The 26830-nt window shown below is 63.0% G+C and carries 22 protein-coding genes; 7 read left to right on the top strand and 15 right to left on the bottom strand.

Translation table 11 applies throughout. The features are described 5' to 3' along the window. Positions 1-494 precede the first annotated feature (494 nt). The gene (locus tag J5M71_RS23115; RefSeq protein WP_207837475.1) at positions 495-950 is read left to right on the top strand and encodes a transposase; all 456 of its coding nucleotides are present in this window, start codon (positions 495-497) and stop codon (positions 948-950) included. A 106-nt stretch (positions 951-1056) separates the two neighbouring features. Here J5M71_RS23115 and J5M71_RS23110 read toward each other — a convergent pair whose 3' ends face one another. From J5M71_RS23110 to J5M71_RS23080, 7 genes are all read right to left on the bottom strand, one after another. Then, a complete protein-coding gene (locus J5M71_RS23110; RefSeq protein ID WP_003258560.1) occupies positions 1057-1950 on the bottom strand; it encodes an ABC transporter permease subunit in 894 nt (297 codons plus the stop codon). Then, positions 1947-2828 carry an ABC transporter permease subunit gene (locus J5M71_RS23105; RefSeq protein WP_172827500.1) on the bottom strand — a complete coding sequence of 294 codons (882 nt, stop codon included), beginning with the start codon at positions 2826-2828 and terminating at the stop codon, positions 1947-1949. Before J5M71_RS23105 ends, J5M71_RS23110 begins: the two co-directional genes overlap by 4 nt. 35 nt (positions 2829-2863) lie before the next feature. After that, positions 2864-4006 carry a polyamine ABC transporter ATP-binding protein gene (gene potA, locus J5M71_RS23100; protein WP_207837473.1) on the bottom strand — a complete coding sequence of 381 codons (1143 nt, stop codon included), beginning with the start codon at positions 4004-4006 and terminating at the stop codon, positions 2864-2866. A gap of 71 nt (positions 4007-4077) precedes the next feature. After that, the gene (locus J5M71_RS23095; RefSeq protein WP_207837471.1) at positions 4078-5172 is read right to left on the bottom strand and encodes a polyamine ABC transporter substrate-binding protein; all 1095 of its coding nucleotides are present in this window, start codon (positions 5170-5172) and stop codon (positions 4078-4080) included. Between the two features lie 157 nt (positions 5173-5329). Beyond that, positions 5330-6427 (bottom strand): polyamine ABC transporter substrate-binding protein, encoded by a 1098-nt coding sequence (locus J5M71_RS23090; RefSeq protein ID WP_063912148.1) that lies wholly within the window; start codon positions 6425-6427, stop codon positions 5330-5332. A 170-nt stretch (positions 6428-6597) separates the two neighbouring features. Continuing rightward, positions 6598-7959, bottom strand: a complete 1362-nt coding sequence (locus J5M71_RS23085) for an aspartate aminotransferase family protein (protein WP_063912149.1) — start codon at positions 7957-7959, stop codon at positions 6598-6600. A 47-nt stretch (positions 7960-8006) separates the two neighbouring features. Next, entirely contained in the window at positions 8007-9365 is a 1359-nt protein-coding gene (locus J5M71_RS23080) for a glutamine synthetase family protein (protein WP_013974708.1), read from the bottom strand. A 41-nt stretch (positions 9366-9406) separates the two neighbouring features. On the opposite strand from J5M71_RS23080, the gene J5M71_RS23075 reads away from it, so the two are divergent. Both J5M71_RS23075 and J5M71_RS23070 read left to right on the top strand, forming a co-directional pair. Next, positions 9407-9667, top strand: a complete 261-nt coding sequence (locus tag J5M71_RS23075; protein ID WP_207837469.1) for a hypothetical protein — start codon at positions 9407-9409, stop codon at positions 9665-9667. A 272-nt stretch (positions 9668-9939) separates the two neighbouring features. Continuing rightward, positions 9940-11316, top strand: a complete 1377-nt coding sequence (locus tag J5M71_RS23070; protein ID WP_063912151.1) for a glutamine synthetase family protein — start codon at positions 9940-9942, stop codon at positions 11314-11316. A 152-nt stretch (positions 11317-11468) separates the two neighbouring features. On the opposite strand, the gene argA is transcribed toward J5M71_RS23070, so the two are convergent. Together argA and argE are read right to left on the bottom strand one after the other, a co-directional pair. After that, complete coding sequence (gene argA / locus J5M71_RS23065; protein ID WP_063912152.1) at positions 11469-12767, bottom strand: amino-acid N-acetyltransferase; 1299 nt, start codon at positions 12765-12767, stop codon at positions 11469-11471. Between the two features lie 124 nt (positions 12768-12891). Next, positions 12892-14034, bottom strand: coding sequence for an acetylornithine deacetylase (gene argE, locus J5M71_RS23060; protein WP_207837467.1), 1143 nt, complete (start codon positions 14032-14034; stop codon positions 12892-12894). 219 nt (positions 14035-14253) lie between these two features. On the opposite strand from argE, the gene J5M71_RS23055 reads away from it, so the two are divergent. Beyond that, positions 14254-15621, top strand: a complete 1368-nt coding sequence (locus J5M71_RS23055) for a CYTH domain-containing protein (protein ID WP_207837464.1) — start codon at positions 14254-14256, stop codon at positions 15619-15621. A gap of 101 nt (positions 15622-15722) precedes the next feature. Here the strand turns inward: J5M71_RS23055 and J5M71_RS23050 are convergent, their stop codons facing one another. Next, positions 15723-16193 (bottom strand): Lrp/AsnC family transcriptional regulator, encoded by a 471-nt coding sequence (locus tag J5M71_RS23050; protein ID WP_063912155.1) that lies wholly within the window; start codon positions 16191-16193, stop codon positions 15723-15725. Between the two features lie 126 nt (positions 16194-16319). On the opposite strand from J5M71_RS23050, the gene J5M71_RS23045 reads away from it, so the two are divergent. The 3 genes from J5M71_RS23045 (at position 16320) to J5M71_RS23035 (ending at position 18929) form a co-directional block, all read left to right on the top strand. After that, the gene (locus J5M71_RS23045) at positions 16320-16625 is read left to right on the top strand and encodes a hypothetical protein (protein WP_003259353.1); all 306 of its coding nucleotides are present in this window, start codon (positions 16320-16322) and stop codon (positions 16623-16625) included. A 214-nt stretch (positions 16626-16839) separates the two neighbouring features. Then, the gene (locus J5M71_RS23040) at positions 16840-18525 is read left to right on the top strand and encodes a GspE/PulE family protein (RefSeq protein WP_207837462.1); all 1686 of its coding nucleotides are present in this window, start codon (positions 16840-16842) and stop codon (positions 18523-18525) included. 89 nt (positions 18526-18614) lie between these two features. Next, positions 18615-18929, top strand: a complete 315-nt coding sequence (locus tag J5M71_RS23035; RefSeq protein ID WP_063912157.1) for a DUF2388 domain-containing protein — start codon at positions 18615-18617, stop codon at positions 18927-18929. A 119-nt stretch (positions 18930-19048) separates the two neighbouring features. Here J5M71_RS23035 and gcvP read toward each other — a convergent pair whose 3' ends face one another. The 5 genes from gcvP to J5M71_RS23010 form a co-directional block, all read right to left on the bottom strand. Beyond that, on the bottom strand, positions 19049-21922 hold the full coding sequence (gcvP, locus tag J5M71_RS23030) for an aminomethyl-transferring glycine dehydrogenase (protein ID WP_207837459.1): 2874 nt from the start codon (positions 21920-21922) through the stop codon (positions 19049-19051). 194 nt (positions 21923-22116) lie between these two features. Further along, complete coding sequence (gene gcvH, locus J5M71_RS23025) at positions 22117-22500, bottom strand: glycine cleavage system protein GcvH (protein WP_207837456.1); 384 nt, start codon at positions 22498-22500, stop codon at positions 22117-22119. A gap of 51 nt (positions 22501-22551) precedes the next feature. Further along, positions 22552-23634 (bottom strand): glycine cleavage system aminomethyltransferase GcvT, encoded by a 1083-nt coding sequence (gene gcvT / locus J5M71_RS23020; protein WP_207837452.1) that lies wholly within the window; start codon positions 23632-23634, stop codon positions 22552-22554. Positions 23635-23771: 137 nt separating this feature from the next. Continuing rightward, positions 23772-25394, bottom strand: coding sequence for an iron ABC transporter permease (locus J5M71_RS23015; RefSeq protein ID WP_207837449.1), 1623 nt, complete (start codon positions 25392-25394; stop codon positions 23772-23774). A gap of 159 nt (positions 25395-25553) precedes the next feature. After that, positions 25554-26555, bottom strand: a complete 1002-nt coding sequence (locus J5M71_RS23010) for an extracellular solute-binding protein (RefSeq protein ID WP_207837445.1) — start codon at positions 26553-26555, stop codon at positions 25554-25556. Positions 26556-26830: the final 275 nt, after the last annotated feature.

Below are 26830 nucleotides of genomic sequence, written 5' to 3'. Positions count from 1 at the left end.
GCTCATCTTTCTCACGGATAAGGGGTGGCAGCCGTACACGGGGTGAGAAAACCGAGGACATTGAACCCGGCCAGGCCGAGGCCTGCCCACGCAAGGCCGCCATGACAGGAAGCCTGTTCAACATCGAGCGGGTTTCTCACACCCGGTCACCTTGGTTGGCGACTCGACGACGTTATCCCTGGGGCATTTCCCCAGCAACAGAGCAGCTTCCACACGGCTCGTAGGATAATTCCCAAGCCGATCCAACTGAAGCCTTTGGTTTGAGTTGATGAAAAGTCGTACGCCTTGAGGGCCCCTTCGCGGGTGAACCCGCTCCCACAGGGTTATGTGCAGCCTTCAGGACCTGTGCAATACCTGTGGGAGCGGGTTTACCCGCGAATGGGCCGGTACTGCCATCCACAAATCTCTGCCATATCCAGAAACCATCATCTACATAGCACCTGCATCTCAGCCACTACCCTTGAGAGGTCACCCGCTTTTCAAGGAAGAAGCCAATGTCGCGAGCCCAGTCTCACCTGCTTCGCCGTGGTCGCTATTCAGAACTTGGCCGGCTCTATCTGCTGACCACCGTCACCCACCAGCGCAAGCCACTGTTCCATGACTTCCACCATGCCCGGTTGGTCATTCACCAACTGCGGCAATCAGACCAGGAACACGCCTGCCGATCACTGGCTTGGGTGCTAATGCCGGACCATCTGCATTGGCTGATCGAGTTGAACGGTACGACGTTGGCCACCTTGATGCGCAGGTTCAAATCCAGGTCCAGTCTGGTTTTGCATCAGGCGGGGGTTGAGCAAGATCCGGTATGGCAGCCTGGGTATCAGGACCGGGCATTAAGAAGGGAAGAAAGCATGGTGCATGTCGCCAGGTACATTGTGGCCAACCCCTTGCGGGCAGGCCTGGTCAGGAGTGTCAGGGACTATCCACATTGGGATGCAGTCTGGCTTTGAATCGGTGTTGCGGCCTTCGCGGGTAAACCCGCTCCCACAGGGATCACCACTGACCTGAAGGCAGTGATGTCCTTGTGGGAGCGGGTTTACCCGCGAAGAGGCCGTGTCAGGCCGACGCAGCAACCTGCGCCGGGCGCTTGACCTGCGGCTGCGACGCGTTGGCCGCTGCACCCTCTTCGATGGCCTGCTGAATCGCCTTGCGACGGCGCTCTTCAGCCTGGCGGCTGAAGTACCAGACGAAGAAGGTCACCAACGACACCGACAGCAGGATCAGGCTGGCCACGGCGTTGATCTCCGGCTTCACGCCCAGGCGCACCGCCGAGAACACTTCCATCGGCAAGGTGGTCGAACCCGGGCCCGACACGAAGCTGGCCAGCACCAGGTCATCCAGCGACAGCGCGAACGACATCATGCCGCCCGCCGCCAGCGATGGCGCAATCATCGGGATGGTGATCAGGAAGAACACCTTCCACGGCTTGGCACCCAGGTCCATCGCCGCTTCCTCGATCGACAGGTCCAGCTCACGCAGGCGTGCCGACACCACCACCGCCACATACGCCGCACAGAACGTGGTGTGGGCGATCCAGATGGTGACGATGCCGCGCTCCTGCGGCCAGCCGATCATCTGCGCCATGGCCACGAACAGCAGCAACAGCGACAGGCCGGTGATCACCTCGGGCATTACCAGCGGTGCGGTGACCAGGCCACCGAACAGCGTGCGGCCCTTGAAGCGGGTCACCCGGGTCAGCACGAACGCCGCCAAGGTACCCAGCGCCACCGCAGCCACCGCCGTGTAACAGGCGATTTCCAGCGAACGCATCACCGAACCCATCAGCTGGGTGTTGTCGAGCAGGCCGACATACCACTTCACCGACCAGCCACCCCATACCGTCACCAGCTTGGAGGCGTTGAACGAGTAGATCACCAGGATCAGCATCGGCAGGTAGATGAACAGCAAGCCGAGCACCAGCATCAGCTTGGAGAAACTGAAGCGCTTCATGCCCTGCCCTCCATTTCTTTGGCCTGGCTGCGGTTGAACAGCAGGATCGGCACAATCAGGATCGCCAGCATTACCACCGCCAGCGCAGAGGCCACCGGCCAGTCACGGTTGTTGAAGAACTCTTGCCACAGCACCTTGCCGATCATCAGGGTTTCCGGGCCGCCGAGCAGTTCAGGAATCACGAACTCGCCCACCACCGGGATGAACACCAGCATGCAGCCGGCGATGATGCCGTTCTTCGACAGCGGCACGGTGATCTTCCAGAAGCTGTTGAAGGTGCTCGAACCCAGGTCCGAAGCGGCCTCGAGCAGACTCGGGTCGTGCTTCACCAGGTTGGCGAACAGCGGCAGGATCATGAATGGCAGGTACGAATAGACCACGCCGATGTACACAGCCAGGTTGGTGTTGAGGATCTGCAGCGGCTGGTCGATCAACCCGGTCCACAGCAGGAAGCCGTTGAGCAGGCCGTTGTTGCTGAGGATGCCCATCCAGGCATAGACGCGGATCAGGATCGCGGTCCAGGTCGGCATCATGATCAGCAACAGCAGGACTGTCTGCGTCTCCTTCTTGGCGTTGGCAATGGCGTAGGCCATCGGGTAGCCGATCAACAGGCACAGCAGGGTGCTGAAGAAGGCCATCTTCAGCGAGCCCAGGTAAGCCGAGATATACAGCTCATCCTCGGTCAGCAAGCCGTAGTTGGCCAGGTTGAGTACCAGCTGCAGCTTGTCTTCGACGTAGCTGTAGATCTCGGTATACGGCGGGATCGCCACGTCGGCTTCGGCGAAGCTGATCTTCAGCACGATGAAGAACGGCAGCATGAAGAACAGGAACAGCCAGATGAACGGCACGCCGATCACCAGATGCCGCCCCTCCGGGATGATGCGCTGGAGTGCTCGCTTGAGCTTGCGAGGTTTCATGACCGCAGTACCACGCCGCTGTCGTCTTCCCACCACACGTACACTTCATCGCCCCAGGTCGGGCGTGTGCCCTGGCGCTCGGCGTTGGCGACGAACGACTGGACGACCTTGCCGCTCGGCAGCTCGACGTAGAACACCGAATGGCCGCCCAGGTAGGCGATGTCGTGGATCTTGCCGCGCGACCAGTTGTGCTCGCAGGTCGGTTGCTGGGTGGTGACCAGCATCTTCTCCGGGCGCAGGGCGTAGGTGATGTGCTTGTCTTCCACCGAAGTGGTGATGCCGTGGCCGACATAGATCTTGCGCTCCAGCTCCGGGCTGGCAATGATCGCGTGGCCTTCGGCGTCGTCAACCACTTCACCTTCGAACAGGTTGACGCTACCGATGAACTCGCACACCAGGCGGCTGGTTGGGGTCTCGTAGATGTCCACTGGCGAGCCGATCTGGGCGATCCAGCCCAGGTGCATGATGGCGATGCGCTGGGCCATGGTCATGGCCTCTTCCTGATCGTGGGTCACCATCACGCAGGTCACACCCACGCGCTCGATGATCTCCACCAGTTCCAGCTGCATCTGCGAACGCAGTTTCTTGTCCAGTGCGCCCATCGGCTCGTCGAGCAGCAGCAGCTTGGGGCGCTTGGCCAAGGAGCGGGCCAGAGCCACGCGCTGGCGCTGGCCGCCGGACAGCTGGTGCGGCTTGCGCTTGGCGTACTGGGTCATGTGCACCAGCTTGAGCATCTCGGCCACGCGGGCGTCGATCTCGGCCTTGGGCATCTTGTCCTGCTGCAGGCCGAAGGCGATGTTCTGCGCCACGGTCATGTGCGGGAACAGCGCGTAGGACTGGAACATCATGTTGATCGGCCGCTCGTAGGGCGGCATGTCGGTGATGTCGACGCCATCGAGGAGGATCCGCCCTTCGGTCGGGCGCTCGAAGCCGGCCAGCATGCGCAGCAAGGTGGACTTGCCAGAACCGGAGCCACCCAGCAGGGCGAAGATCTCGCCCTTGCGGATTTCCAGGGACACATCGTCCACGGCTACCGTTTCGTCGAACTTTTTCGTAACCCGGTCGATCTTGACCAGCACCTGCTTGGGTTGCTGGCCACCCTCGAGGGCTTTTTTATAGGCACCGGAGGCAACTGCCATGAGTGAAACTCCCAACAAGATTTTTGTGCCCGGGAGCCCTGTTCTACAGGTGCCGCCGCGGGCCTGGATTTTTACTTGCCCGACTTGACCTTGGTCCAGCTACGGGTCATCAGCCGTTGCACCTTGGGTGGCAACTCTGAATTCACGAACATCTTGTTCAGCACTTCCTGCGGTGGGTAAACCGCGGCGTCAGTCCTCACGGCCTGGTCCATCAGGTCGCCAGCCTTGGGGTTCGGGTTGGCGTAACCGACGTAATCACTGACCTGGGCGATAACCTCAGGCTTCAGCAAATAGTTGATGAAGGCATGCGCCTCTTTGACGTTCCTGGCGTCCTTGGGGATCGCCAGCACGTCGAACCAGAGGTTGCCGCCTTCCTTGGGAATGGCGTAGGCCAGGTTCACGCCCTTCTTCGCCTCTTCAGCGCGGGCCTTGGCCTGGAACACATCACCCGAGAAGCCCGCCGCGACGCAAATGTCGCCGTTGGCCAGGTCGGTGATGTACTTGGACGAGTGGAAGTAGGTCACGTACGGGCGTACCGCCAGCAGTTTCTTCTCGGCGGCCTGATAGTCCTTGGCATTGGTGCTGTTGGGGTCCAGCCCCATGTAGTTGAGCACCGCCGGCAGCATTTCGTCCGCCGAGTCGAGGAAAGCCACGCCGCACTTGGCGAGCTTCTTCATGTTCTCGGGTTCGAACAGCACTGCCCAGGAGTCGATGGTGTCCACGCCCAGCGCGGCCTTCACCTTGTCGACGTTGTAACCGATGCCGTTGGTGCCCCACAGGTAAGGCACGGCGTACTGGTTGCCCGGGTCGTTCCTTTCCAGACGCTTCATCAGCGCCGGGTCCAGGTTGGAATAATTGGGCAGCAGGTTCTTGTCGAGCTTCTGGAACGCGCCCGCCTTGATCTGCTTGCCGAGGAAATGGTTGGACGGCACCACCACGTCATAGCCGGTATTGCCAGCCAGCAGCTTGCCTTCCAGGGTTTCGTTGGAGTCGAACACGTCTTGCACGGGCTTGATGCCCGTGGCTTTCTCGAAGTCCGCGAGTGTGGTCGGGCCGACGTAGTCGGACCAGTTGTAGAAGTGCACCGTAGGCGCCGCTTGGACGCTGCATGCCAGCGTCAGGCCCGCTCCAGCCATCAAGGCCTTGCGGAATACAGAAATGGACAAGTGGGTGGTCCTCACAATCAGTGCCTGGGTAGCGACAATGCTGCCGCACACGCAAAACCGGCGCGCAACTTACCTTCGCAGCTTCGATGCCGCAATCATCAATTGCCTTTCACTGGCTCTGGGCCGGGAACCCCGGCCCAGAGGTGCCGCATCGGGCTTATTTGCCCGACTTGATCTTGGTCCAGCTACGGGTGATCACACGCTGGGCAGACGCCTCAGGCGCAGCGATCGCGTACAGCTGCTTCTTCACTTCAGCAGGCGGGTAGATGCTCGGGTCGCTGGTAATCTCTTTGTCCACGAACTGGGTGGCGGCAGCGTTGCCGTTCGGGAAACGCACGGCGTTGGTGATTTCAGCCATGATTTCCGGTTGCATCAGGAAGTTCATGAACTGGTAGGCAGCGTCTTTATGCTCGGCATCTTTAGGGATAGCGACCATGTCGTAGAAGGTACCAGCACCTTCCTTCGGAATGACGTAGTCCACTTTGACCTTGTCGCCGGCTTCGTGGGCACGGGCCTTGGACTGCTCCAGGTCACCCGAGTAACCGACGGCTACGCAGATGTTGCCGTTGGCCATGTCGCCGATGTACTTGGACGAGTGGAAGTAGGTGATCGAAGGACGAATCTTGAGGAACAGGTCCTCGGCGGCCTTCAGGTCTTCCTTCTTGGTGCTGTTGCTCGGCAGGCCCAGGTAGTGCAGCGCAGCCGGCAGCATTTCGGTCGGGGCATCCAGGAAGCTCACGCCGCAGCTCTTGAGCTTGGCGATGTTCTCAGGCTTGAACACCACGTCCCACGAGTCGATCTTGTCCACGCCCAGCGCGGCCTTGACCTTCTCCGGGTTGTAGCCGATGCCGATCGAGCCCCACATGTACGGGAAGGCGTGCTTGTTGTCCTTGTCGCTGGCATCGCCAACGGCCTTGAGCAGGTCGGTGTCGAGGTTCTTCCAGTTCGGCAGCTTGGAACGGTCCAGTTCCTCGTACACGCCAGCCTTGATCTGCTTGGCCAGGAAGTTGTTGGACGGCACCACGATGTCGTAGCCCGACTTGCCGGCCAGCAGCTTGGCTTCGAGGGTTTCGTTGCTGTCGAAGACGTCGTACTTGACCTTGATGCCCGACTGCTTCTCGAACTTGGCGATGGTGTCCGGAGCGATGTAGTCCGACCAGTTGTAGACGTTCAACACCTTGTCTTCAGCCTGAACAGCGGTAGCCATGGCACCCATCAGGGCGGCGGCCAGCAACGTCTTGCCCATTTTATTCATGCGTATTGCTCCAGAATTTTTTATTTAGCCATCTGTTCAGCAGCCAGGACCTACGGTGCAGAGCGCGCGGCGACTGAAACAGTCGCTAGTCTGGCAAGTTACAAGGCTCTGTTTCAAGGAAAGCAGGGCCTTGTAACGACTTAATGTCACATCGCTAGCCTAGCAAACTGTCAGCGGATCGCTTCGAGCGTCAGATCAAGGCATTTACGTGCCTTTTCCACCAGTTCGTCGATCTCCGCGTGGCTGATCACCAGCGGTGGCGCGATGATCATGGTGTCCCCCACCGCGCGCATGATCAGGCCGTTGTCGAAGCAGAAGGTACGGCAGATCATGCCCACGCCCTTGCCTTCGTAACGGCTGCGGGTGGCCTTGTCCTTGACCAGCTCGATCGCGCCGAGCAGGCCCAGGCCGCGTACCTCGCCCACCAGCGGGTGGTCCTGCAGTTCACGCAAACGCTTTTGCAAATACGGTGCCGCTTCGGTGCGCGCCTTCTCGACGATTTTCTCGTCGCGCAGGATGCGCAGGTTTTCCAGGCCCACCGCCGCCGCTACCGGGTGGCCGGAGTAGGTGAAGCCGTGGTTGAAGTCGCCGCCTTCGCTGAGTACCTGGGCCACGGTGTCACGCACGATCACACCGCCCATGGGGATGTAACCGGAAGTCAGGCCCTTGGCGATGGTCATCAGGTCGGGCTTGAGGTCGTAGTAGTCGGAGCCGAACCACTCGCCGGTGCGGCCGAAACCGCAGATCACTTCGTCGGCGACGAACAGGATCTCGTACTTGGCGAGGATCTCCTTGACCTTCGGCCAGTAGGTTTCCGGCGGGATGATCACGCCACCGGCACCCTGGATTGGCTCGGCGATGAAGGCAGCGACATTGTCTTCGCCGACTTCGAGGATTTTCTTCTCCAATTGCTCGGCCGCCCACACCCCGAATTCATCCGGGGTCATGTCGCCGCCTTCACCGAACCAGTACGGCTGCGGGATATGCACGATGCCCGGAATCGGCAGGCCGCCCTGCTCGTGCATGCCGCTCATGCCGCCCAGGCTGGCACCGGCCACGGTGGAGCCGTGATAACCGTTGATGCGGCCGATGATGGTCTGCTTCTGTGGCTTGCCTTTCAGCGCCCAGTAATGGCGGACCATGCGCAGCACGGTGTCGTTGCCTTCGGAGCCGGAGCCGGTGAAGAACACATGGGTCATGCCTTGCGGCGCCACGTCGGAGATCGCCTTGGCCAGCTCCAGCGCAGGCGGGTGGGCAGTCTGGAAGAACAGGTTGTAGTACGGCAGTTCGCGCATCTGCTTTTCTGCCGCCTGCACCAGTTCTTCACGGCCATAACCCACCGCCACGCACCACAGGCCAGCCATGCCGTCGAGGATCTTGTGCCCCTCGCTATCCCACAAATGCACACCCTGGGCCTTGGTGATGATGCGCGGCCCCTTCTCCTTCAGCTGCTTGTAGTCGCTGAAGGGCGCGAGGTGATGCTCCCCGCTCAGGGTTTGCCATTCACGGGTTTGCGGGTTGTTGACGCTCATGTGCTTCTCCGTTGTTCGACAGCCGCGTCCTGCGGCACCAAGGTTGATCAGACAGCAAACAGCAGGAACTCACGCTCCCAGGAGCTGATGACTCGCTTGAAGTTCTCGTGTTCGGCGCGCTTGGTGGCGACGTAGCCGGTAATGAACTTCTTGCCCAGGTACTGCACCAGCGCACGGCTGTTTTCCATGCGTTCCAGGGCATCTTCGATGGTCAGTGGCAGGCGCAGGTTGCGGCGTTCGTAGCCACGGCCCTGCACCGGCGCGCTGGCGTCGATGCCTTCGACCATGCCGATGTAGCCGCACAGCAGGCTGGCGGCAATGGCCAGGTAAGGGTTGGCGTCGGCGCCCGGCAGGCGGTTCTCGACCCGGCGGCTTTGCGGGCCGGCGTCTGGCACGCGCAAGCCGACAGTACGGTTTTCTTCGCCCCACTCCACGTTCACCGGCGCCGAGGTGTCGGGCAGGAAGCGGCGGAACGAGTTGACGTTGGGCGCGAACAGCGGCAGCGCCTCGGGGATGAACTTCTGCAGGCCACCGATGTGGTGCAGGAACAGTTCGCTCATGCTGCCATCGTCGTTGCTGAAGATATTCTTGCCGGTGGCCACGTCGACCACGCTCTGGTGCAGGTGCATGGCACTGCCTGGCTCGCCGGTCATGGGCTTGGCCATGAAGGTGGCGGCCACGTTGTGCTTGAGCGCAGCCTCGCGCATGGTGCGCTTGAACACCAGGATCTGGTCGGCCAGGTGCAGGGCGTTGCCATGCCGGAAGTTGATCTCCATCTGCGCCGTGCCGTCTTCATGGATCAGCGTGTCGAGGTCCAGCTGCTGCAGTTCGCACCAGTCGTAGACGTCTTCGAACAGTGGATCGAATTCGTTGGCGGCTTCGATCGAGAACGACTGGCGGCCGGTTTCCGGGCGGCCCGAACGGCCTACCGGGGGTTGCAGCGGGAAGTCCGGGTCTTCGCTGCGCTTGGTCAGGTAGAACTCCATCTCCGGCGCGACGATCGGCTGCCAGCCCTTGTCAGCGTAGAGCTTGAGGACTTTCTTCAGCACGTTGCGCGGCGACAGCTCTACCGGGTTGCCCTTCTTGTCGTAGGTGTCGTGGATCACCTGGGCGGTCGGCTCGATGGCCCATGGCACCAGGAACACGGCGTTCTCGTCGGGGCGGCAGATCATGTCGATGTCCGCCGGGTCGAGCAGTTCGTAATAGATGTCGTCGTCGACGTAGTCGCCGGTCACGGTCTGCAGCAGCACGCTCTCGGGCAGGCGCATGCCTTTTTCGGCGATGAATTTGTTGGTAGGCGAAATCTTGCCGCGCGTGATGCCGGTCAGGTCACTGATCATGCATTCGACTTCGGTGATCTTGTGCTCTTTCAACCAATCGGTGAGCTGGTCGAGGTTGTTACTCATAAATACCTCAGGAGGTAAGGTGGTCCGCGCACTGATTCTGGATGGAGTACATTGCTAAAGCAAAAACCCCCGCGCAGAGCCACAGTGGATACACTGAAAACAGGTGCGTCCGTAATGAGTTCGAAAGGCAGAAAGACGAAACGAAGGGCGGCAAGCCGCTACGAGGGCAGGTCCGGGAGCGCCAAACGTCAATTATTGCGGCCAGGGCGGCCACGCCATTGACGAAGCTTGCAAAAATGACGGATGTACCTGATGGCACCGCGCAGGCAGTGCTTTCAGGTCGCGGCAAGCGGACCATGTGACCCTCGTATTATTGTGTTCTGGGTTGAGACCGAGCTTAGCCTTGTTCATTTTTTTACACAACACCTCCGTAAAAAATAAAACACGGCTTGTCGGAGATAGCCCTTTCCGCGGGAAATAGCGGATAATGGCTTGCCCCGATATGCAGCAAATCTGCCGTCGATGTGCCATTTCAGGGCATCATGGGGTTGGCTTGACATCAGTTTGTCTTTTCGATTGACTGGTCTTGCAAGCCCCCCTTGATTGATATTTTTGACAACAAAGGTGTTGCATCATGTCGGTACCCCCGCGTGCCGTTCAGCTTAACGAAGCGAACGCGTTCCTTAAGGAACATCCTGAGGTTCTCTACGTTGACCTTCTGATTGCAGATATGAATGGTGTGGTGCGTGGCAAGCGCATAGAGCGCACCAGCCTCCACAAGGTTTACGAGAAAGGCATCAACCTGCCTGCCTCCCTCTTCGCCCTGGATATCAACGGTTCCACCGTCGAAAGCACCGGGCTGGGCCTGGACATCGGCGATGCTGACCGCATCTGCTATCCAATCCCTGACACACTCTGTAACGAGCCGTGGCAAAAGCGCCCTACCGCCCAGTTGCTGATGACCATGCACGAACTCGAAGGCGAGCCGTTCTTCGCCGACCCGCGTGAAGTGCTGCGTCAGGTGGTGAGCAAGTTCACCGAGATGGGCCTGACCATCTGCGCCGCGTTCGAGCTGGAGTTCTACCTGATCGACCAGGAGAACGTGAACGGCCGTCCGCAGCCGCCGCGCTCGCCAATTTCGGGCAAGCGCCCGCAGTCGACCCAGGTGTACCTGATCGACGACCTCGACGAATATGCCGACTGCCTGCAGGACATCCTGGAAGGCGCGAAGGAGCAAGGCATCCCGGCCGACGCCATCGTCAAGGAAAGCGCCCCGGCGCAGTTCGAAGTCAACCTGCACCACGTGGCCGACCCGCTCAAGGCCTGCGACTACGCGGTACTGCTCAAGCGGTTGATCAAGAACATCGCCTACGACCATGAAATGGACACCACCTTCATGGCCAAGCCCTACCCGGGCCAGGCAGGCAACGGCCTGCATGTACACATTTCCGTGCTGGACAAAGATGGCAACAACATCTTCACCAGCGAGGATCCCGAGCAGAACGCCGCGCTACGTCACGCTGTCGGCGGTGTGCTCGAGACCCTGCCCGCGTCCATGGCGTTCCTTTGCCCGAACGTCAACTCGTACCGCCGCTTCGGTGCGCAGTTCTATGTACCGAACGCGCCAAGCTGGGGCCTGGACAACCGCACCGTGGCCCTGCGCGTGCCGACCGGTTCGCCGGACGCCGTGCGCATCGAGCACCGCGTGGCCGGTGCCGACGCCAACCCGTACCTGATGATGGCTGCCGTACTGGCCGGCGTGCACCATGGCCTGACCAACAAGGTCGAGCCGGGTGAGCCGATCGAAGGCAACTCGTACGAGCAGCTGGAGCAGAGCCTGCCGAACAACCTGCGCGATGCCCTGCGCGAGCTGGACGACAGCGAGATCCTGAACAAGTACATCGATCCGAAGTACATCGACATCTTCGTCGCGTGCAAGGAGAGCGAGCTGGAGGAGTTCGAGCATTCGATCTCCGACCTCGAGTACAACTGGTACCTGCACACCGTGTAAACGAAAACGCCGCCCACAAGGGCGGCGTTTTTGTTTCGAGATCGGTGTCGCCTGCTTCGCGGGTAAACCCGCTCCCACAGGGACCGCGCCGGCCTCAGGTCCGGTGAAGATCCTGTGGGAGCGGGTTCACCCGCGAAGAGGCCGGTACAGGCTTACAAGGGCTTCTCGAAAATCTTCGAATTGCGCTGGTAGTTGTACAGCGAAGCCCGCGCCGCCGGCAGCCGCTCGACCCCGCTCGGCGCAAACCCGCGTTCGCGGAACCAGTGCGCGGTACGCGTCGTCAGCACGAACAGGGTGTTCAAGCCCAACTGCCGCGCCCGGCTTTCGATGCGCTCCAGCAGCTCGTCGCCACGCCCGCCATGACGGTACTCCGGGTTCACCGCCAGGCACGCCAGCTCGCCGGCGTCGGAATCGGCAATCGGGTACAACGCCGCACAGGCGATGATCATGCCCTCGCGCTCGACCACGCTGAACTGCTCGATCTCCCGCTCCAGCACCTCACGCGAACGGCGCACGAGGATGCCCTGCTCTTCCAGCGGGCTGATCAGCTCCAGCAAACCGCCCACGTCCTCGATGGTCGCCTCGCGCACCACTTCGAACTGCTCCTGCGACACCAGCGTGCCGCCACCACCACGGGTGAACAGTTCGGTCAGCAAGGCGCCGTCCTCGGCATAGCTGACGATATGGCTGCGCGCCACGCCGCCTTTGCAAGCCTCGGCCGCGGCGTCCAGCAGCTCGCCCTGGTAATCGCTGCCCAGGCGCTGCAAATGCGGGGCAACCTGCTGTGGGCGCAGTTCGCGCACCAGCTTGCCGTCCTCGTCCAGGAGGCCCGGCTCGGCGCCGAACAGCAGCAGCTTGTCGGCCCCCAGTTCGATGGCGGCGCGGGTGGCCACGTCTTCGCAGGCCAGGTTGAAGATTTCCCCCGTGGGCGAGTAGCCCAGCGGCGACAACAGCACGATGGAGCGCTCGTCAAGCAGGCGGCTGATGCCCTTGCGGTCGACCCGGCGCACTTCGCCGGTGTGGTGGTAGTCCACGCCTTCGAGCACGCCGATCGGCCGCGCCGTTACCAGGTTGCCGGACGCCACGCGCAGGCGCGAGCCCTGCATCGGCGAAGCGGCGATGTCCATCGACAGGCGTGCCTCGATGGCCAGGCGCAAGGCGCCGACGGCATCGATCACGCAGTCCAGGGTGGCGGCATCAGTGATGCGCATGCCACGGTGGTAGTGCGGGGTCAGGCCGCGATCAGCCAGGCGGCTTTCGATCTGCGGACGCGAGCCATGCACCAGCACCAGACGCACGCCCAGGCTGTGCAGCAGCACCAGGTCGTGGACGATGTTGCCGAAATTAGGGTGTTCCACCCCATCGCCAGGGAGCATGACCACGAAGGTGCAGTCGCGATGGGCATTGATGTACGGGGAGGCATGACGCAGCCAGTTGACGTAGTCGGGCATGACAGGGCCTGTGGATAAGTGGACGGAGAACGGCGATACAGGGGGCGTTCAGGATCATCGTCGGAACAGGCTTGCGGTCACGCGCGGTCTCCTCTAGGCAGGAACGAATCAGTCCGGTTGACGTTTAGTTCAGGCAATAGTGCCGGATCAGGTCACGCAATAGACGCACGGTAGGCTCGATTCGTGACATTTCAAGGTATTCGCCGGGCTGGTGGGCACAGGCGATGTCGCCGGGGCCCAGCACGATGGTCTGGCAGCCCAGTTGCTGAAGATAAGGCGCTTCGGTGCCGAACGCCACCGCTTCGGCGCGGTGGCCGGTAAGGCGCTCCGCCACTTGCACCAGCTCGGCGTCGGCAGCCTGCTCGAATGGCGGCACCTCCGGGAACAACGGTGCATAGTCGATGCGCACCTCAAAGCGCTCTGCCACGGGCACCAGCTTGGCGCGGATGGCCGCGCGCAGTTGCTCCACGTCCATGCCTGGCAGCGGGCGCAGGTCGAATTCCAGGGCGCACTGGCCGCAGATACGGTTGGGGTTGTCGCCGCCATGGATGCAGCCGAAGTTCATGGTCGGGGTCGGCACGGTGAATTGCGGGTTGCGGTAGGTCTGCTGCCATTGCTGGCGCAAACCCATCAGCTCGCCCATCACTGCGTGCATGGCCTCCATGGCGCTGCGGCCCAGGCTTGGGTCCGAGGAGTGGCCGCTGCGCCCGAGGATGTCGATGCGGTCCATGAGGATGCCCTTGTGCATGCGGATCGGCCGCAGCCCGGTGGGCTCGCCGATCACCGCCGCACGGCCGAGCGGCTGACCGGCCTCGGCCAGGGCACGGGCGCCGGACATGGAGCTTTCTTCGTCACAGGTGGCAAGGATCAGCAGCGGCTGCTTGAAATCGTGCTCCAGCAGTGGGATGACCGCCTCGATGACCAGGGCGAAGAAGCCCTTCATGTCGCAACTGCCCAGGCCGACCCAGCGGCCGTCGGTTTCGGTCAGTTTCAGCGGGTCGCTGGCCCACAGCTGTTCGTCATAAGGCACGGTGTCGCTGTGCCCCGCCAGCACCAGGCCACCCGGGCCAGTGCCACGGCTGGCCAGCAGGTTGAACTTGCCGGGGCTGACCTGGCGAATGTCGCAGTTGAAGCCAAGGTCACCCAGCCAGCCGGCCAGCAGGTCGATGACCAGACGGTTTGACTGGTCCAGCGCAGGCTGGGTGCAACTGACCGAGGGCGCGGCGATCAGGGCGGCGAACTGGTCTTTCAGCGTCGGCAACGGCATGCGCGTACTCCTCGGAAGCGTTGCCCATCATAGCAATGCCGTCCAACCGTGTGGGCTTCTTCGCGGGTAAACCCGCTCCCACAGGGAAAGCGCCGCACCTGGGGGCAGCACAGTACCTGTAGGAGCGGGTTTACCCGCGAAGAAGCCACCACGATCCAACAGACGAGAGCCGACTCCTGTAGACTGCTGGGCAACCACGCCCCCTTCTTCGAGCCTGTGATGCACAAAGAAACCGAACTCAAGCTCCGCGCCAGCCGCGAGACCCTTGCCGCCCTGCGCGAGCACCCTCTGCTGAAAAAGCGCAACAAGTCCGGCTGGCAGACCCGCGAACTGCTCAACCAGTACTTCGACACCCCGGAGCGCGAGCTCTCCGCTGCCCGTGTCGCCCTGCGCCTGCGCCGCGATGGCGAGGCCATCATCCAGACCCTCAAATGCCGCGGCACCAGCGTGGCCGGCCTGTCCGAGCGCAACGAGCACGAATGGCAGCTGGACAAGGTCAAGCTCGACCTGAAGAAGCTCGACGACAGCTGCTGGCCCGCGCAACTGGCCAACCTGGACAAAAAGACCATCAAGCCGCTGTTCACCACCGACTTCAGCCGTGAATACGCCGAAATCGCCTGGGGCCGTGGCAAGAGCAAGGTGGTGATCGAGGCTGCACTGGACCAGGGCTTCGTGATCGCCGGCAAACGCAAGGAAGAAATCTGCGAGCTGGAACTGGAACTGCGCGAAGGTGAACCGCAGGCCCTGCTGGAACTGGCCGCCGAGCTGGCCGCCAGCCTGCCGCTGATGCCATGCGACATCAGCAAGGCCGAGCGTGGCTACCGCCTGCTGGAGCCGGACAGCTACGAGCTGGGCCTGCCGCACACCGAGCTGGAAGCCGAAATGGCCGTGGATGACGCCTACGCCGCACTGGCCTGGCAACTGCTGGGCAGCAGCCAGCGCCTGGCCGAGCAATACCGCCACAACGGCCACTGGCGCCTGCTGCAGGACTGGGTCGAGTGCCTGAGCGAACTGCGTGCGATTACCGCCAGCCTGGGCCAGGCCGCGCCGCGCGCCACCACCCGAGACCTGCGCAACAGCCTCGACGCCCTGCTCGAAGACTGGCGCCCGCTGGTGCAGGCCGGCAACGAAGACGAAGACATCCGCCGCGCCGCCCCAGAGCAGTTCGCCGAAGAGCTGGAAGACGTACGCTGGGGTCAGTTCTCGCTGGAAACCTCGCGCTGGCTGCTGGCCCGTGCCTGGACCGTGGAACGCAAAGGCCGTGGCGAGCGTCAGGGCAAGGCGCAACTGGCCAGCTGGCTGGCGCACCTGCTGGGCGAGGAAGGCCGGGCATTGAAGCTGCCGCTGTACACCCAGCGTCCGGAAGACCTGGCCGAGCAGCTGCCGCGTATCGAACAGCTGCTGGCCTGGCTGCACCATGCCCGTCAGGTGCTGGAAGCGCCGCAGATGGACCGCCTGTATGGCGACCTGAAGAAGCTGCATGAGCTGGCCGAGCAGCCAATCAGCGATGAAGTGCTGGAAGCACGTATCGAACAGGCCCGGGCGGTGGATCAGAGCCGCGGCTGGAAGCACCTGCTCAAGGCTTGATACCGCGTCGCTTTCTTCGCGGGTAAACCCGCTCCCACAGGGCTCGCGCTGCTCTCTGGCTCACTGATAACCCTGTGGGAGCGGGTTTACCCGCGAATGCCTCAACGCGACAGTGGCAGGCTGGTGGTGGACTTGATCTCCGACAACGCCACGATCGAGTTCACCTCCTGAATCCCCGGCACGTTCGACAGTTTTTCGAAGAAGAACCGTTCATAAGCCTCGATATCCGGGGTGACGATGCGCAATAGAAAGTCCACCGACCCCATCAGCACATAGCACTCCAGCACCTCTGGAAACCCGCGGATCGCCTCGGTGAACTCGGTGAAGTTGGAACGCCCATGGGCGTTCAGTTTTACCTCGGCGAAAATCTGCGTGTTCAGGCCGACCTTCTTGCGATCCAGCAAGGTCACCTGCCCGCGAATCACCCCCTCCTCCTTCAACCGCTGGATACGCCGCCAGCACGGCGATTGCGACAGCCCCACGCGTTCGGCGATCTGCGCGCTGGACAGCGAAGCGTCCTCCTGCAGCAGTTCGAGGATACGGCGGTCGTAGGCGTCCAGCTCGCTTTGCATTGATAATTCTCCTTGGCAGTACCGCACGAATAGAACAATTCGCCAATACAGCGAAACGATCAAATCATAGCGAAAAAATACCGCCACCAACGTGCAAGAATTTCTCCCACACTTGCGGAGACCGACATGAACGCACAGCCTCGTACCGACGCCTGGGCCGCCAGCAGCGCCCACAGCACCGTGCACTATCGCCTGCAGGCCGAGGCCGAGCCTGACAGCCTGTGCCGGGTGCTCAACCTGTTTGCCCTGCAGTTCCTGACCCCACACAGCGTGCAGGTCAGCCAGCAGGATGACTGGCTGGATATCGAAGTTGGCATCGGTGGCCTTAGCTGGCACCGGGCCGAAGTGATTGCGCAGAAACTGCGGAACCTGGTGTGTGTGGGCGAGGTGAGCCTGAGCAACCTGCAGCGGGTGGAGCTGGCGGTGGTCTGAACCATGCTCGGTGCTTTTCCCGGCCTCTTCGCGGGTAAACCCGCTCCCACAGGTACTGCACAACATTCAGGTTTGTGCGGTCCTGTGGGAGCGGGTTTACCTGCGAAATGGCCGGGACAAGCAAAGCAAAATCCCGAAACCTTTCACCTTCGGTAACCCTCCCTCGCCCGGCTACCCTTGATCAGCACTCCCCTATCAGGCACGGACGCCAACCATGCACACCCCCGACAACCCGGCACTCGACCTCAAACGCGTGCTCCAGGCCCTGCTCATGGACGAGCACCTGCACGCCAACGACACCCTGCAGGTACTCGAACACGCCGCCACCCACCCAACCACCCACCCGCTGGAGCAGATCGCCGCCTGCGCCCTGGAAGACCGCAGACAACCTGGTCAGCCCCTGGACCTGGACCGCCTCTGCCAATGGCTGGCCAACAAGGTCGGCCAGCCCTACCTGCGCATCGACCCGCTGCAACTGGACCTGCCCCAGGTCACCGGCCTGATGGCCCCGGCCTTCGCCCAGCGCCATGGCATCCTCATCGTCGCCGCCGACACCTCCAGCGTCACCGTCGCCAGCGCCCAGCCCTACCAGGATGACTGGCAGGCCGATCTCTCCCGCAGCCTGGGCCGGCCGATCCATCGCGTGCTGGCCAGCCCGCTGCAGATCCGCCAGGCAGGGCAGTCGTTCCACCGCCTGGCCCAATCGGTAAAGAGCGCGCAATCCCAGCAGTCAGCCAGCCTGGGCGAACTCCAACAGCTGCTGGAGCTGGGCAAGCGCCAGGCCGAGGCCAGCGCGGACGACGCGCACATCGTGCATATCGTCGACTGGCTGCTGCAGTACGCCATCGAGCAGCGCGCCAGTGATATCCACCTGGAGCCACGCCGCGAGCAAGGCCAGCTGCGCTACCGCATCGACGGCCTGCTGCACAGCATCTATGCCTTTCCCGTCGGGGTAACCCTGGCGCTGGTCAGCCGCCTGAAACACCTGGGGCGCATGGATGTCGCAGAAAAACGCCGGCCGCAGGATGGCCGGCTGCAAAGCCGCCTGCCTGGCGGCGGTGAGGTAGAACTACGGCTGTCGACCCTGCCGACCCCGTACGGCGAAAAACTGGTGCTGCGCCTGTTCGACCCTCATCAGTTGCAGGAAGGCTTCGAACGGCTCGGCCTGGAAGGGCCACAACTGGACCAGTGGCAAGGCCTGCTGCGCCAGCGCCAGGGCATCATCCTGGTCACCGGCCCCACCGGTTCCGGCAAGACCAGCACGCTGTACGCCAGCCTCAAGCTGCTGGCCACGCCGCAAGTCAACCTGTGCACCATCGAAGACCCGATCGAGCGCCTGGAACCCGCCTTCAACCAGTTGCAGGTGCAGCCCGCCCTCGACCTGGGTTTTGCCAACGGGGTGCGGGCCATGCTGCGCCAGGACCCGGACATCATCATGATTGGCGAAATCCGCGACCGCGAAACTGCCCTGGTGGCGGTGCAGGCGGCCCTGACCGGGCACCTGGTGCTGTCGACCCTGCATACCAACGACGCCTGCGGTGCAATCACCCGCCTTCAGGAACTGGGTGTGGCCGACTACCTGATAAAGGCGACGCTGGTCGGGGTCATGGCCCAGCGGTTGGTGCGCACACTGTGCGCGGATTGCCAGGGGGAGGCAGCGGTGCCCGGTGGCCAGCCGTGCCGCACCTGTCGCGGCACCGGGTTCCATGGCCGCACAGGGTTGTTCGAGCTGCTGGTGCCCAGCGACAGCCTGCGCGCCCAGATAGGCCCGGGCAGCGACCTGGCCAGTTTGCGGCGTCAGGCCGTAGCTGATGGATTGCTTGATCTGCGCCGCTGCGGCGAGGCCAAAGTGGCCAGCGGGCAGACCTGTGCAGAGGAAGTGCTACGGGCTTGTTCCTGAGCAAAAATCCTTTGTATTCAAGGAACTTGCAGCCCTGTAGCAGGATCAAACCGCGCATCTTCAACCCTCACCCTTCGAGGTGTTTCAACATGCGTGTCAAAACCGCCATCGCTGCTGCTGCCTTGCTTTCGCTACCTATCGGCTCGGCCATGGCCGATACCTTCTGGCGTAACGTGATGACTACCGGTGCTACCACGGCATCGAGCTATCTGACCTCCGGGGATCACAAGCTGGTGATGGCGGCGCAGGATGACGCCGGCAGCTTCGTGGCCAGCGAAGGCGCAATCCGCGGGCCGTTCCTTGAAGCGGCGATTCGCCAGGCCCGCGCGGAGAACCCGGGGATGCAGGCTTCCGACATGGAACTGGCCAATGCCATCCTGGCCAAGAATGCGGTAGCCGAGTAACCGCGTCGCCTGCTTCGCGGGTGAACCCGCTCCCACAGGTATTGCGCAGTACTCAAAACTTGTACAAGCCTTGTGGGAGCGGGTTTACCCGCGAAGAGGCCGGCAAAGGCAAATTACAATTAGCGATAAGCCTCCACCGGCACACAAGCACAGAAGAGATTCCTGTCCCCATACACGTTGTCGACCCGGTTCACCGCTGGCCAGTACTTGTGCTGGCGCACGTGAGCACTGGGCGCCACCGCCTGCTCCAGGCTGTAGGGCCTGTCCCACACCGCCAGCACATCGGCCAGGGTATGCGGCGCATGCTTGAGCGGATTGTTCTCCGCCGGCCAGTTGCCCTCCTGCACTTCGCCAATTTCCGCCCGAATCGCCAGCATTGCCTCGACGAAACGGTCCAGCTCGGCTTTCGATTCACTCTCGGTCGGCTCGACCATCAGCGTGCCCGGTACCGGGAACGACATGGTCGGCGCGTGGAAGCCATAGTCCATCAGGCGCTTGGCCACGTCCTCTTCGCTGATGCCGGTCAGCGCCTTCAGCGGCCGCAGGTCGAGGATGCACTCATGCGCCACCCGCTGGTTGCGCCCGCGGTACAGCACCGGGAAGGCACCCCCCAGCTGGCTGGCCAGGTAGTTGGCCGAGAGGATCGCCACCTCGCTGGCATCGGCCAGCTGCGGGCCCATCATGGCAATGTACATCCAGCTGATCGGCAGGATGCTCGCACTGCCCCAGGGCGCGGCGCTGACCGCGCTGTTGTTCGGGTCCAGGCCGGGCACCGGCACCACCGGGTGGCTGGCGACGAACGGCTTGAGGTGCGCGCCGATACCGATCGGGCCCATGCCCGGGCCACCACCGCCGTGGGGGATGCAGAAGGTCTTGTGCAGGTTCATGTGCGAAACGTCGGCGCCGATATCCGCCGGCCGTGCCAGCCCCACCTGGGCATTGAGGTTGGCGCCGTCCATGTACACCTGGCCACCGTGCTGGTGGACCACTTCGCAGATTTCGCGAATACCCTCTTCATACACGCCATGGGTCGACGGGTAAGTGATCATCAGGCACGACAAACGGTCCCCGGCCGCGTGAGCCTTGGCCTTGAGGTCTGCCAGGTCAACGTTGCCATCATCGTCGCAATCGACAATCACCACCTCCATGCCGGCCATTTGCGCCGACGCCGGGTTGGTGCCGTGGGCCGACGACGGGATCAGGCACAGGGTACGTTGCGGCTGGTGGCGGCTGCGGTGGTAGCGGGTAATGGCCATCAGGCCGGCGTACTCACCCTGGGCACCAGAGTTGGGCTGCATGCAGATGGCATCGAAGCCGGTAATGGCGCACAGCCAGCTTTCCAGTTCGTCGATCATCGCCTTGTAGCCGGTGGCCTGGGCCGCCGGAGCAAACGGGTGCAGCTGGGCAAAGCCAGGCCAGGTGATAGGGATCATCTCGCTGGTGGCGTTGAGCTTCATGGTGCAGGAGCCCAGCGGGATCATCGACTGGTTCAGCGCCAGGTCCTTGTTCTCCAGCTGCTTGAGGTAGCGCAGCATCTCGGTTTCGCTGTGGTGCAGGTTGAACACCGGGTGGGCCAGGAACGGCGTGCGCCGCACCAGGCTGGCAGGGATGCCTTCGGGCAGGGCCAACTGGTCGAGTGCAGCGATATCCAGGCCGTGGTCCACCCCCAGGAAGATGTCGAACAGGCGCAGCACCGTCTGCTCCGAGCAGGTCTCGTCCAGGCTCACGCCCAGGTGCCCGCGGCCGAGGATGCGCAGGTTGATCTGCGCGGCTTCGGCACTTTCGATGATGGCCGCCTGGGTGCCGCCGACGTCCAGGGTGAGGGTGTCGAAGAAATGCTGGTTGAGGCGCTTGATGCCCTTGGCTTCGAGGCCGGCGGCCAGGATGAAGGTCAGCCGGTGCACACGCTGGGCAATGCGCTGCAGGCCTTCCGGGCCGTGGTACACCGCGTAGAAGCCGGCAATGTTGGCCAGCAGCACCTGAGCCGTGCAGATGTTGGAGTTGGCCTTCTCGCGGCGGATATGCTGCTCGCGGGTCTGCAGGGCCATGCGCAGCGCGGTGTTGCCACGGGCATCGCGCGACACGCCGATGATGCGCCCCGGCATGGCCCGCTTGTAGTCATCGCGGCAGGCGAAATAGGCCGCGTGGGGGCCGCCATAGCCCATCGGCACGCCAAAGCGCTGGGTCGAGCCCAGCACCACATCGGCGCCCAGCTCCCCGGGCGGTGCCAGCACCACCAGGCTGAGCAGGTCGGCGGCGACGCAGGCCAGGGCATGCTGGCTGTGCATATGGTCGATCAGCGGGCGCAGGTCGCGTACCTCGCCGTGGGTGTCCGGGTACTGCAGCAAGGCACCGAAAACTGCGTGTTTGCCAAGGTTATCCACAGAGTCGACGATCAGCTCGAAGCCAAAGCCCTCGGCGCGGGTCTTGAGTACTGACAGGGTCTGCGGGTGACAGTGTTCGTCGGCGAAAAAAGCGTTGCTCTTGTTGCGCGCCACTCGCTTGGCCAAGGCCATGGCCTCGGCGGCGGCGGTGGCTTCGTCGAGTAGCGAGGCATTGGCCAGGGCCAGCCCGGTGAGGTCGATGACCATCTGCTGGAAGTTCAGCAGCGCCTCCAGCCGGCCTTGGGCAATTTCGGGCTGATAGGGGGTATAGGCGGTGTACCAGCCGGGGTTTTCCAGCACGTTGCGCAGAATGACCGTGGGGGTGATGGTGCCGTGGTAGCCCATGCCGATCAGGCTGGTCCAGACCTGGTTCTGCCCGGCGTAGCCGGCGAGCTTGGCCAGGGCGGCCTGTTCGTCCAGCGCCGGCGGCAGGTCGAGGGGGCGATTGAGGCGGATGTCTGGCGGTACGGTCTGCTCGATCAGCTCACTGCGGCTGGCGACACCCAGCGCGTTGAGCATGGCCTGCTGCTCCGCGGCATCGGGGCCCAGATGGCGACGCAGGAAAGGGTTGAGCTCTTGCAGTTGATGCAGGGATGGCGACTGGGACATGACGACGCTCTCTTCCTGGAACAGCTCTCATGGAGACTTACAAGTCTAGGAAGGGATTGCCGATTTTGCGGGGAAAGTTGCTTGCAGGCCCGGCCTCTTCGCGGCTAAAGCCGCTCCCACAGGGACCGCACAGGTATCAGACGCTATGCAGTACCTGTGGGAGCGGCTTTAGCCGCGAAGAAGGCGACGCGGTCTTACTCGCCGATCAAAGCCTTGTAGCCAGCAGCATCCAGCAGCTTGTCCAGCTCGGCCGGGTTGCTTGGCTTGAGCTTGAAGATCCACGACTCGTAAGGTTCTTCGTTGAGCAGTTCAGGGCTGTCGGCCAGCTCTTCGTTGACCGCGATCACTTCGCCGGCGACCGGGGCATAGATGTCCGAAGCGGCTTTGACCGACTCGACCACACCGGCAGCATCGCCAGCGCCAAACACCTTGCCGACTTCGGCCAGCTCGACGAACACCACGTCACCCAGGGCTTCCTGAGCGTGGTCGCTGATACCCACGGTCACGGTGCCATCGGCTTCCAGGCGAGCCCACTCGTGGCTTTCGGCAAAACGCAGGTCGGCGGGGATATTGCTCATGTCTTGAATTCCTCGATTGGCTCAGCGGTACGCCCGCCGGTTAAAAATTGTTCAGATCAGGATCTTGCCGTGGCGCACGAAGGTCGGTTTGACCACCCGCACCGGGTACCACTTGCCGCGGATTTCCACCTCGGCCCGGTCGCCGGTGGCCATGGGCACGCGGGCAAGGGCAATGGACTTGCTCAGCGTAGGCGAGAAACTACCACTGGTGATCTCTCCTTCGCCAATCCCGGCCACACGCACCACCTGATGGGCACGCAGCACGCCGCGCTCCTCCAGCACCAGGCCGACCAGTTTTTCCTGCACGCCCTGTTCGATTTCCGCCAGCAGACCGGCGCGACCGATGAAGTCACGCTCGGCCGGCTCCCAGGCGATGCTCCAGCCCAGGTTGGAGGTGAGCGGGGTGTGAGTTTCGTCGATATCCTGGCCGTACAGGTTCATGCCAGCTTCCAGGCGCAAGGTGTCGCGGGCGCCCAGGCCGCTGGGGGCGATGCCTGCGCCGACCAGGTCGTTGAAGAAGGCCACGGCCTGCTCGCCCGGGAGCATGATTTCCAGGCCATCTTCACCGGTATAGCCGGTGCGGGCAATGAACCAGTCACCTTCGGCAACACCTTCGAACGGGCGCAGTTCGCGGATCAGCGCCGCGCGCGCGGGGCTGAGCAGGGCCGCGACCTTTTCGCGGGCATGCGGGCCCTGGATGGCAAGAATGGCCAGGTCGGAGCGGACCTGGAAGTCCACGGCAAAGCCCTCGCGCTGCAGTTGCAGCCAGTCGAGTACTTTGGTCCGGGTGGCAGCGTTGGTGACCAGGCGGTAGCCGAGTTCCGTGCGGTAGACGATCAGGTCGTCGATCACCCTGCCCTGTGCCTGCAACAGCAGGCTGTACAGCGCCTTGCCGGTGTCGTCGAGGCGGGCCACGTCGTTGGCCAGCAGACGCTGCAACCAGACAGTGGCGTCGCAGCCATCGACATCGATCACGGTCATGTGGGAAACATCGAACACCCCACAATCGCTGCGCACCTGATGGTGCTCCTCGACCTGCGAGCCATAGTGCAGGGGCATGTCCCAGCCACCGAAATCGACCGTTTTGGCGCCAAGCGCCAGGTGCAGGTCATACAAAAGCGTGCGCTGTCCCATGGGTTTCTCCTTCCGGGCGTGGCGAAGCGGCGGCGGTCGATGACATTGGGTCGTCAGCTTTTCTTATCAGCTTTTGTTGCAGACACCCGCCGCGCGAGTGCCGCGCATTGTAGCCGCAAGGGCGCCAGCTGGCACCCTCAGTGACTGTGACCGGGTCGACGTGCCGAACGGCGGATCAGGCCGATGACCGGCAGCAAGCCCACCAGCACCAGGGTCAGGGCCGGCAGCGATGCACGCGCCCACTCACCCTCGCTGGTCATCTCGAATACCCGTACCGCCAGGGTGTCCCAGCCGAACGGGCGCATCAGCAAGGTGGCCGGCATTTCCTTGAGCACGTCGACGAACACCAGCAAGGCGGCGCTGAGGGCGCCAGGCACCAGCAGCGGCAGATACACCTTGAAAAACAATCCCGCACCACCGACGCCCAGGCTACGGGATGCCTCGGGCAATGACGGGCGGATACGCTCCAGGCTGCTCTCCAGCGGCCCGTAGGCCACTGCGATGAAACGCACCAGGTAGGCCAGCAGCAAGGCGGCCAGGCTGCCCAGCAGCAGCGGTTTGCCGGCACCACCCAGCCAGCTGGACAGCGGGATGACCAGATGATTGTCGAGGTAACTGAAGGCCAGCATGATCGACACCGCCAGCACCGAGCCGGGCAAGGCATAGCCCAGGTTGGCCAGGCCGACCCCGGCGCGGATCCCGCCCGTCGGCGCCTGGCGCCGGGCAAAGGCCAGCAGCAACGCCACGCACACCGTGACCAGCGCCGCCATGCCGCCCAGGTACAGGGTGTGCAGCACCAGGCCGACATAGCGCTCGTCCAGGTCATGCCGGCCGCGCTGCCAGAACCACGCCAGCAGTTGCAGCAACGGGATGACAAAGGCACAGGCAAACACCAGCAGGCACCAGCCACTGGCCAGCAATGCCTTTACCCCGCGCAGGTGATACAGCGCCTGCCCGCGCGGCCGCTCGTTGCCGCTGCGGCTGGCCCCCCTGGCGCGGCGCTCGCCATACAGCACCAGCATCACCGCCAGCAGCAACAGGCTGGCCAGCTGGGCCGCGCTGGACAGGCTGAAGAAGCCGTACCAGGTCTTGTAGATGGCCGTGGTGAAGGTGTCGAAGTTGAACACCGCCACCGCGCCGAAGTCGGCCAGGGTTTCCATCAGGGCCAGGGCAATACCGGCACCGACCGCAGGCCGAGCCATGGGCAGGGCCACGCGCCAGAACGCTTGCAGCGGGGACAGCCCCAGCACCCGCGCCGCTTCCATCAGGCCCTTGCCCTGGGCCAGGAATGCGGTGCGCGCCAGCAGGTAGACATACGGGTAGAACACCAGCACCAGGACGACGATCACCCCGCCGGTGGAGCGCACCCGCGGCAGGCGCATCGGCCCGAACACCTCGCGCAGGGCACTTTGTACCGGGCCGGCAAAATCGAGCAGGCCGACGAAGACGAACGCCAGCACGTACGCTGGGATGGCGAACGGCAGCATCAGCGCCCAGTCCAGCCAGCGCCGGCCGGGGAACTCGCAGAGGCTGGTGAGCCAGGCCAGGCTGACGCCCAGCACGGTGACGCCAATGCCCACGCCCGCTACCAGGGTCAGGGTATTGCCCAGCAGGCGGCTCATCTGGGTGTCGAGCAGGTGCGACCAGATCTGCAGGTCGATCGATTGCCAGGACAGCAGCAGGACGCTCAGGGGCAGGAGCACCAGGGCGGCGACCAAGGTGACCGGGAGGTACCAGCGGCGTTGGGGGGTGTGGGGCAAGGCTTGATTCTCGATTGCGATGGCGACCGCTGCGCGGTCGTTCGCGGGTGAACCCGCTCCCACAGGACCTGCACTGCCTTTGAGTGTTGTGCGGTCCTGTGGGAGCGGGTTTACCCGCGAAAGGGCCCTTGCAGGCCCCGGAAGGATAAAGCCTGGCGCTTAGTTCCAGCCAGCCCGATCCATCAAGCGAATCGCTTCAGCCTGGCGCTTGCCGGCAATTTCCACCGGAATGCTGTCAGCCTTGAAGCTGCCCCACGCCGCTACTTCGTCCGATGGCTTGACCTTCGGGTTGGCCGGGAACTCCTGGTTGATGTCGGCGAACAGCTTCTGTGCTTCCTCGCCTGTCATCCACTCCACCAGCTTTTTTGCCGCCTCCGGGTGTGGCGCATGCTTGGTCAGGCCGATGCCCGACAGGTTCACGTGCACGCCGCGGTCACCCTGGTTGGGCCAGAAGATCTTCACCGGCAGTTTCGGGTTCTGGTTGTGCAGGCGGCCGTAGTAGTAAGTGTTGACCACGCCCACGTCGCACTGGCCGGCTTCGATGGCCTGGATCACCGCGTTGTCGTCGGAGAATACGTCGGTGGACAGGTTGTTGACCCAGCCTTTGACGATCTGCTCGGTCTTCGCCTCGCCGTGGGTCTCGATCAGGGTGGCGGTCAGCGACTGGTTGTACACCTTCTTCGCCGTGCGCAGGCACAGGCGGCCTTCCCACTGCTTGTCGGCCAGGGCTTCGTAGGTGCTCAGCTCTTGCGGCTTGACCCGTTCGGTGGAGTAGATGATGGTGCGGGCGCGCAGGCTCAGACCGGTCCAGTCGTGGGACGAGGCACGGTACTGCGGCGGGATGTTCTGGTCGATGATGTCGGACTTGATCGGCTGCAGGATGCCCATTTGCTCGGCCTGCCACAGGTTGCCGGCATCGACGGTCAGCAGCAGGTCGGCCACACCGTTGTCGCCCTCGGCCTTGATGCGCTGCATCAGCGGGGCTTCCTTGTCGGTGATGAACTTGATCTTGACCCCGGTCTTGGCGGTATAGGCATCGAACACCGGCTTGATCAGCTCGTCGATGCGCGAGGAGTACACCACCACTTCGTCCGCTGCCTGGGCGATGCCGCCGAACAGGGTCAGGGCCAGGGCGGCCAGTAGGGGCTTGCGTGGCAACATGGAAAGCACTCCTCGGATCGTATGAGAGGCGCAAATGGTAGTGAATCCCATTTTCCGACTCATCTACATAGGCGTTACCGGATGTTGCAGAGGGGGCTGCTGTGCAGCCCATCGCGACACAAGGCCGCTCCCACAAGAGATTGCGTCCCCCTGAACTGCGCCCCTGATGTTGGACAAAAATCCAACCTCAGGGGCGTTTCACATGAGCAAGCACACCAGACAGTTCAAGCTTTCCGCCATCCAGGCTTTTCTGCAACGAGGCCTTGGCTACCGTT

The organism is Pseudomonas sp. 43(2021) (assembly GCF_017490805.1).
GTDB lineage: Bacteria > Pseudomonadota > Gammaproteobacteria > Pseudomonadales > Pseudomonadaceae > Aquipseudomonas.
Note: the sequence above shows the minus strand (reverse complement) of the source record. Positions and strands in the feature narration are given on the sequence as shown.

What these genes read in the sequence shown, in the direction of transcription:
- gcvH (WP_207837456.1), bottom strand. Translation starts at nt 22,500, where the DNA reads ATGAGCAATATCCCCGCCGACCTGCGTTTTGCCGAAAGCCACGAGTGG.
- gcvP (WP_207837459.1), bottom strand. Translation starts at nt 21,922, where the DNA reads ATGTCCCAGTCGCCATCCCTGCATCAACTGCAAGAGCTCAACCCTTTC.
- J5M71_RS23115 (WP_207837475.1), top strand. Translation starts at nt 495, where the DNA reads ATGTCGCGAGCCCAGTCTCACCTGCTTCGCCGTGGTCGCTATTCAGAA.
- argA (WP_063912152.1), bottom strand. Translation starts at nt 12,767, where the DNA reads ATGCCCGACTACGTCAACTGGCTGCGTCATGCCTCCCCGTACATCAAT.
- J5M71_RS23075 (WP_207837469.1), top strand. Translation starts at nt 9,407, where the DNA reads ATGGAGTACATTGCTAAAGCAAAAACCCCCGCGCAGAGCCACAGTGGA.
- J5M71_RS23050 (WP_063912155.1), bottom strand. Translation starts at nt 16,193, where the DNA reads ATGCAAAGCGAGCTGGACGCCTACGACCGCCGTATCCTCGAACTGCTG.
- argE (WP_207837467.1), bottom strand. Translation starts at nt 14,034, where the DNA reads ATGCCGTTGCCGACGCTGAAAGACCAGTTCGCCGCCCTGATCGCCGCG.
- J5M71_RS23070 (WP_063912151.1), top strand. Translation starts at nt 9,940, where the DNA reads ATGTCGGTACCCCCGCGTGCCGTTCAGCTTAACGAAGCGAACGCGTTC.
- potA (WP_207837473.1), bottom strand. Translation starts at nt 4,006, where the DNA reads ATGGCAGTTGCCTCCGGTGCCTATAAAAAAGCCCTCGAGGGTGGCCAG.
- J5M71_RS23090 (WP_063912148.1), bottom strand. Translation starts at nt 6,427, where the DNA reads ATGAATAAAATGGGCAAGACGTTGCTGGCCGCCGCCCTGATGGGTGCC.
- J5M71_RS23085 (WP_063912149.1), bottom strand. Translation starts at nt 7,959, where the DNA reads ATGAGCGTCAACAACCCGCAAACCCGTGAATGGCAAACCCTGAGCGGG.
- J5M71_RS23040 (WP_207837462.1), top strand. Translation starts at nt 16,840, where the DNA reads ATGCACACCCCCGACAACCCGGCACTCGACCTCAAACGCGTGCTCCAG.
- J5M71_RS23080 (WP_013974708.1), bottom strand. Translation starts at nt 9,365, where the DNA reads ATGAGTAACAACCTCGACCAGCTCACCGATTGGTTGAAAGAGCACAAG.
- J5M71_RS23055 (WP_207837464.1), top strand. Translation starts at nt 14,254, where the DNA reads ATGCACAAAGAAACCGAACTCAAGCTCCGCGCCAGCCGCGAGACCCTT.
- J5M71_RS23110 (WP_003258560.1), bottom strand. Translation starts at nt 1,950, where the DNA reads ATGAAGCGCTTCAGTTTCTCCAAGCTGATGCTGGTGCTCGGCTTGCTG.
- J5M71_RS23045 (WP_003259353.1), top strand. Translation starts at nt 16,320, where the DNA reads ATGAACGCACAGCCTCGTACCGACGCCTGGGCCGCCAGCAGCGCCCAC.
- gcvT (WP_207837452.1), bottom strand. Translation starts at nt 23,634, where the DNA reads ATGGGACAGCGCACGCTTTTGTATGACCTGCACCTGGCGCTTGGCGCC.
- J5M71_RS23035 (WP_063912157.1), top strand. Translation starts at nt 18,615, where the DNA reads ATGCGTGTCAAAACCGCCATCGCTGCTGCTGCCTTGCTTTCGCTACCT.
- J5M71_RS23010 (WP_207837445.1), bottom strand. Translation starts at nt 26,555, where the DNA reads ATGTTGCCACGCAAGCCCCTACTGGCCGCCCTGGCCCTGACCCTGTTC.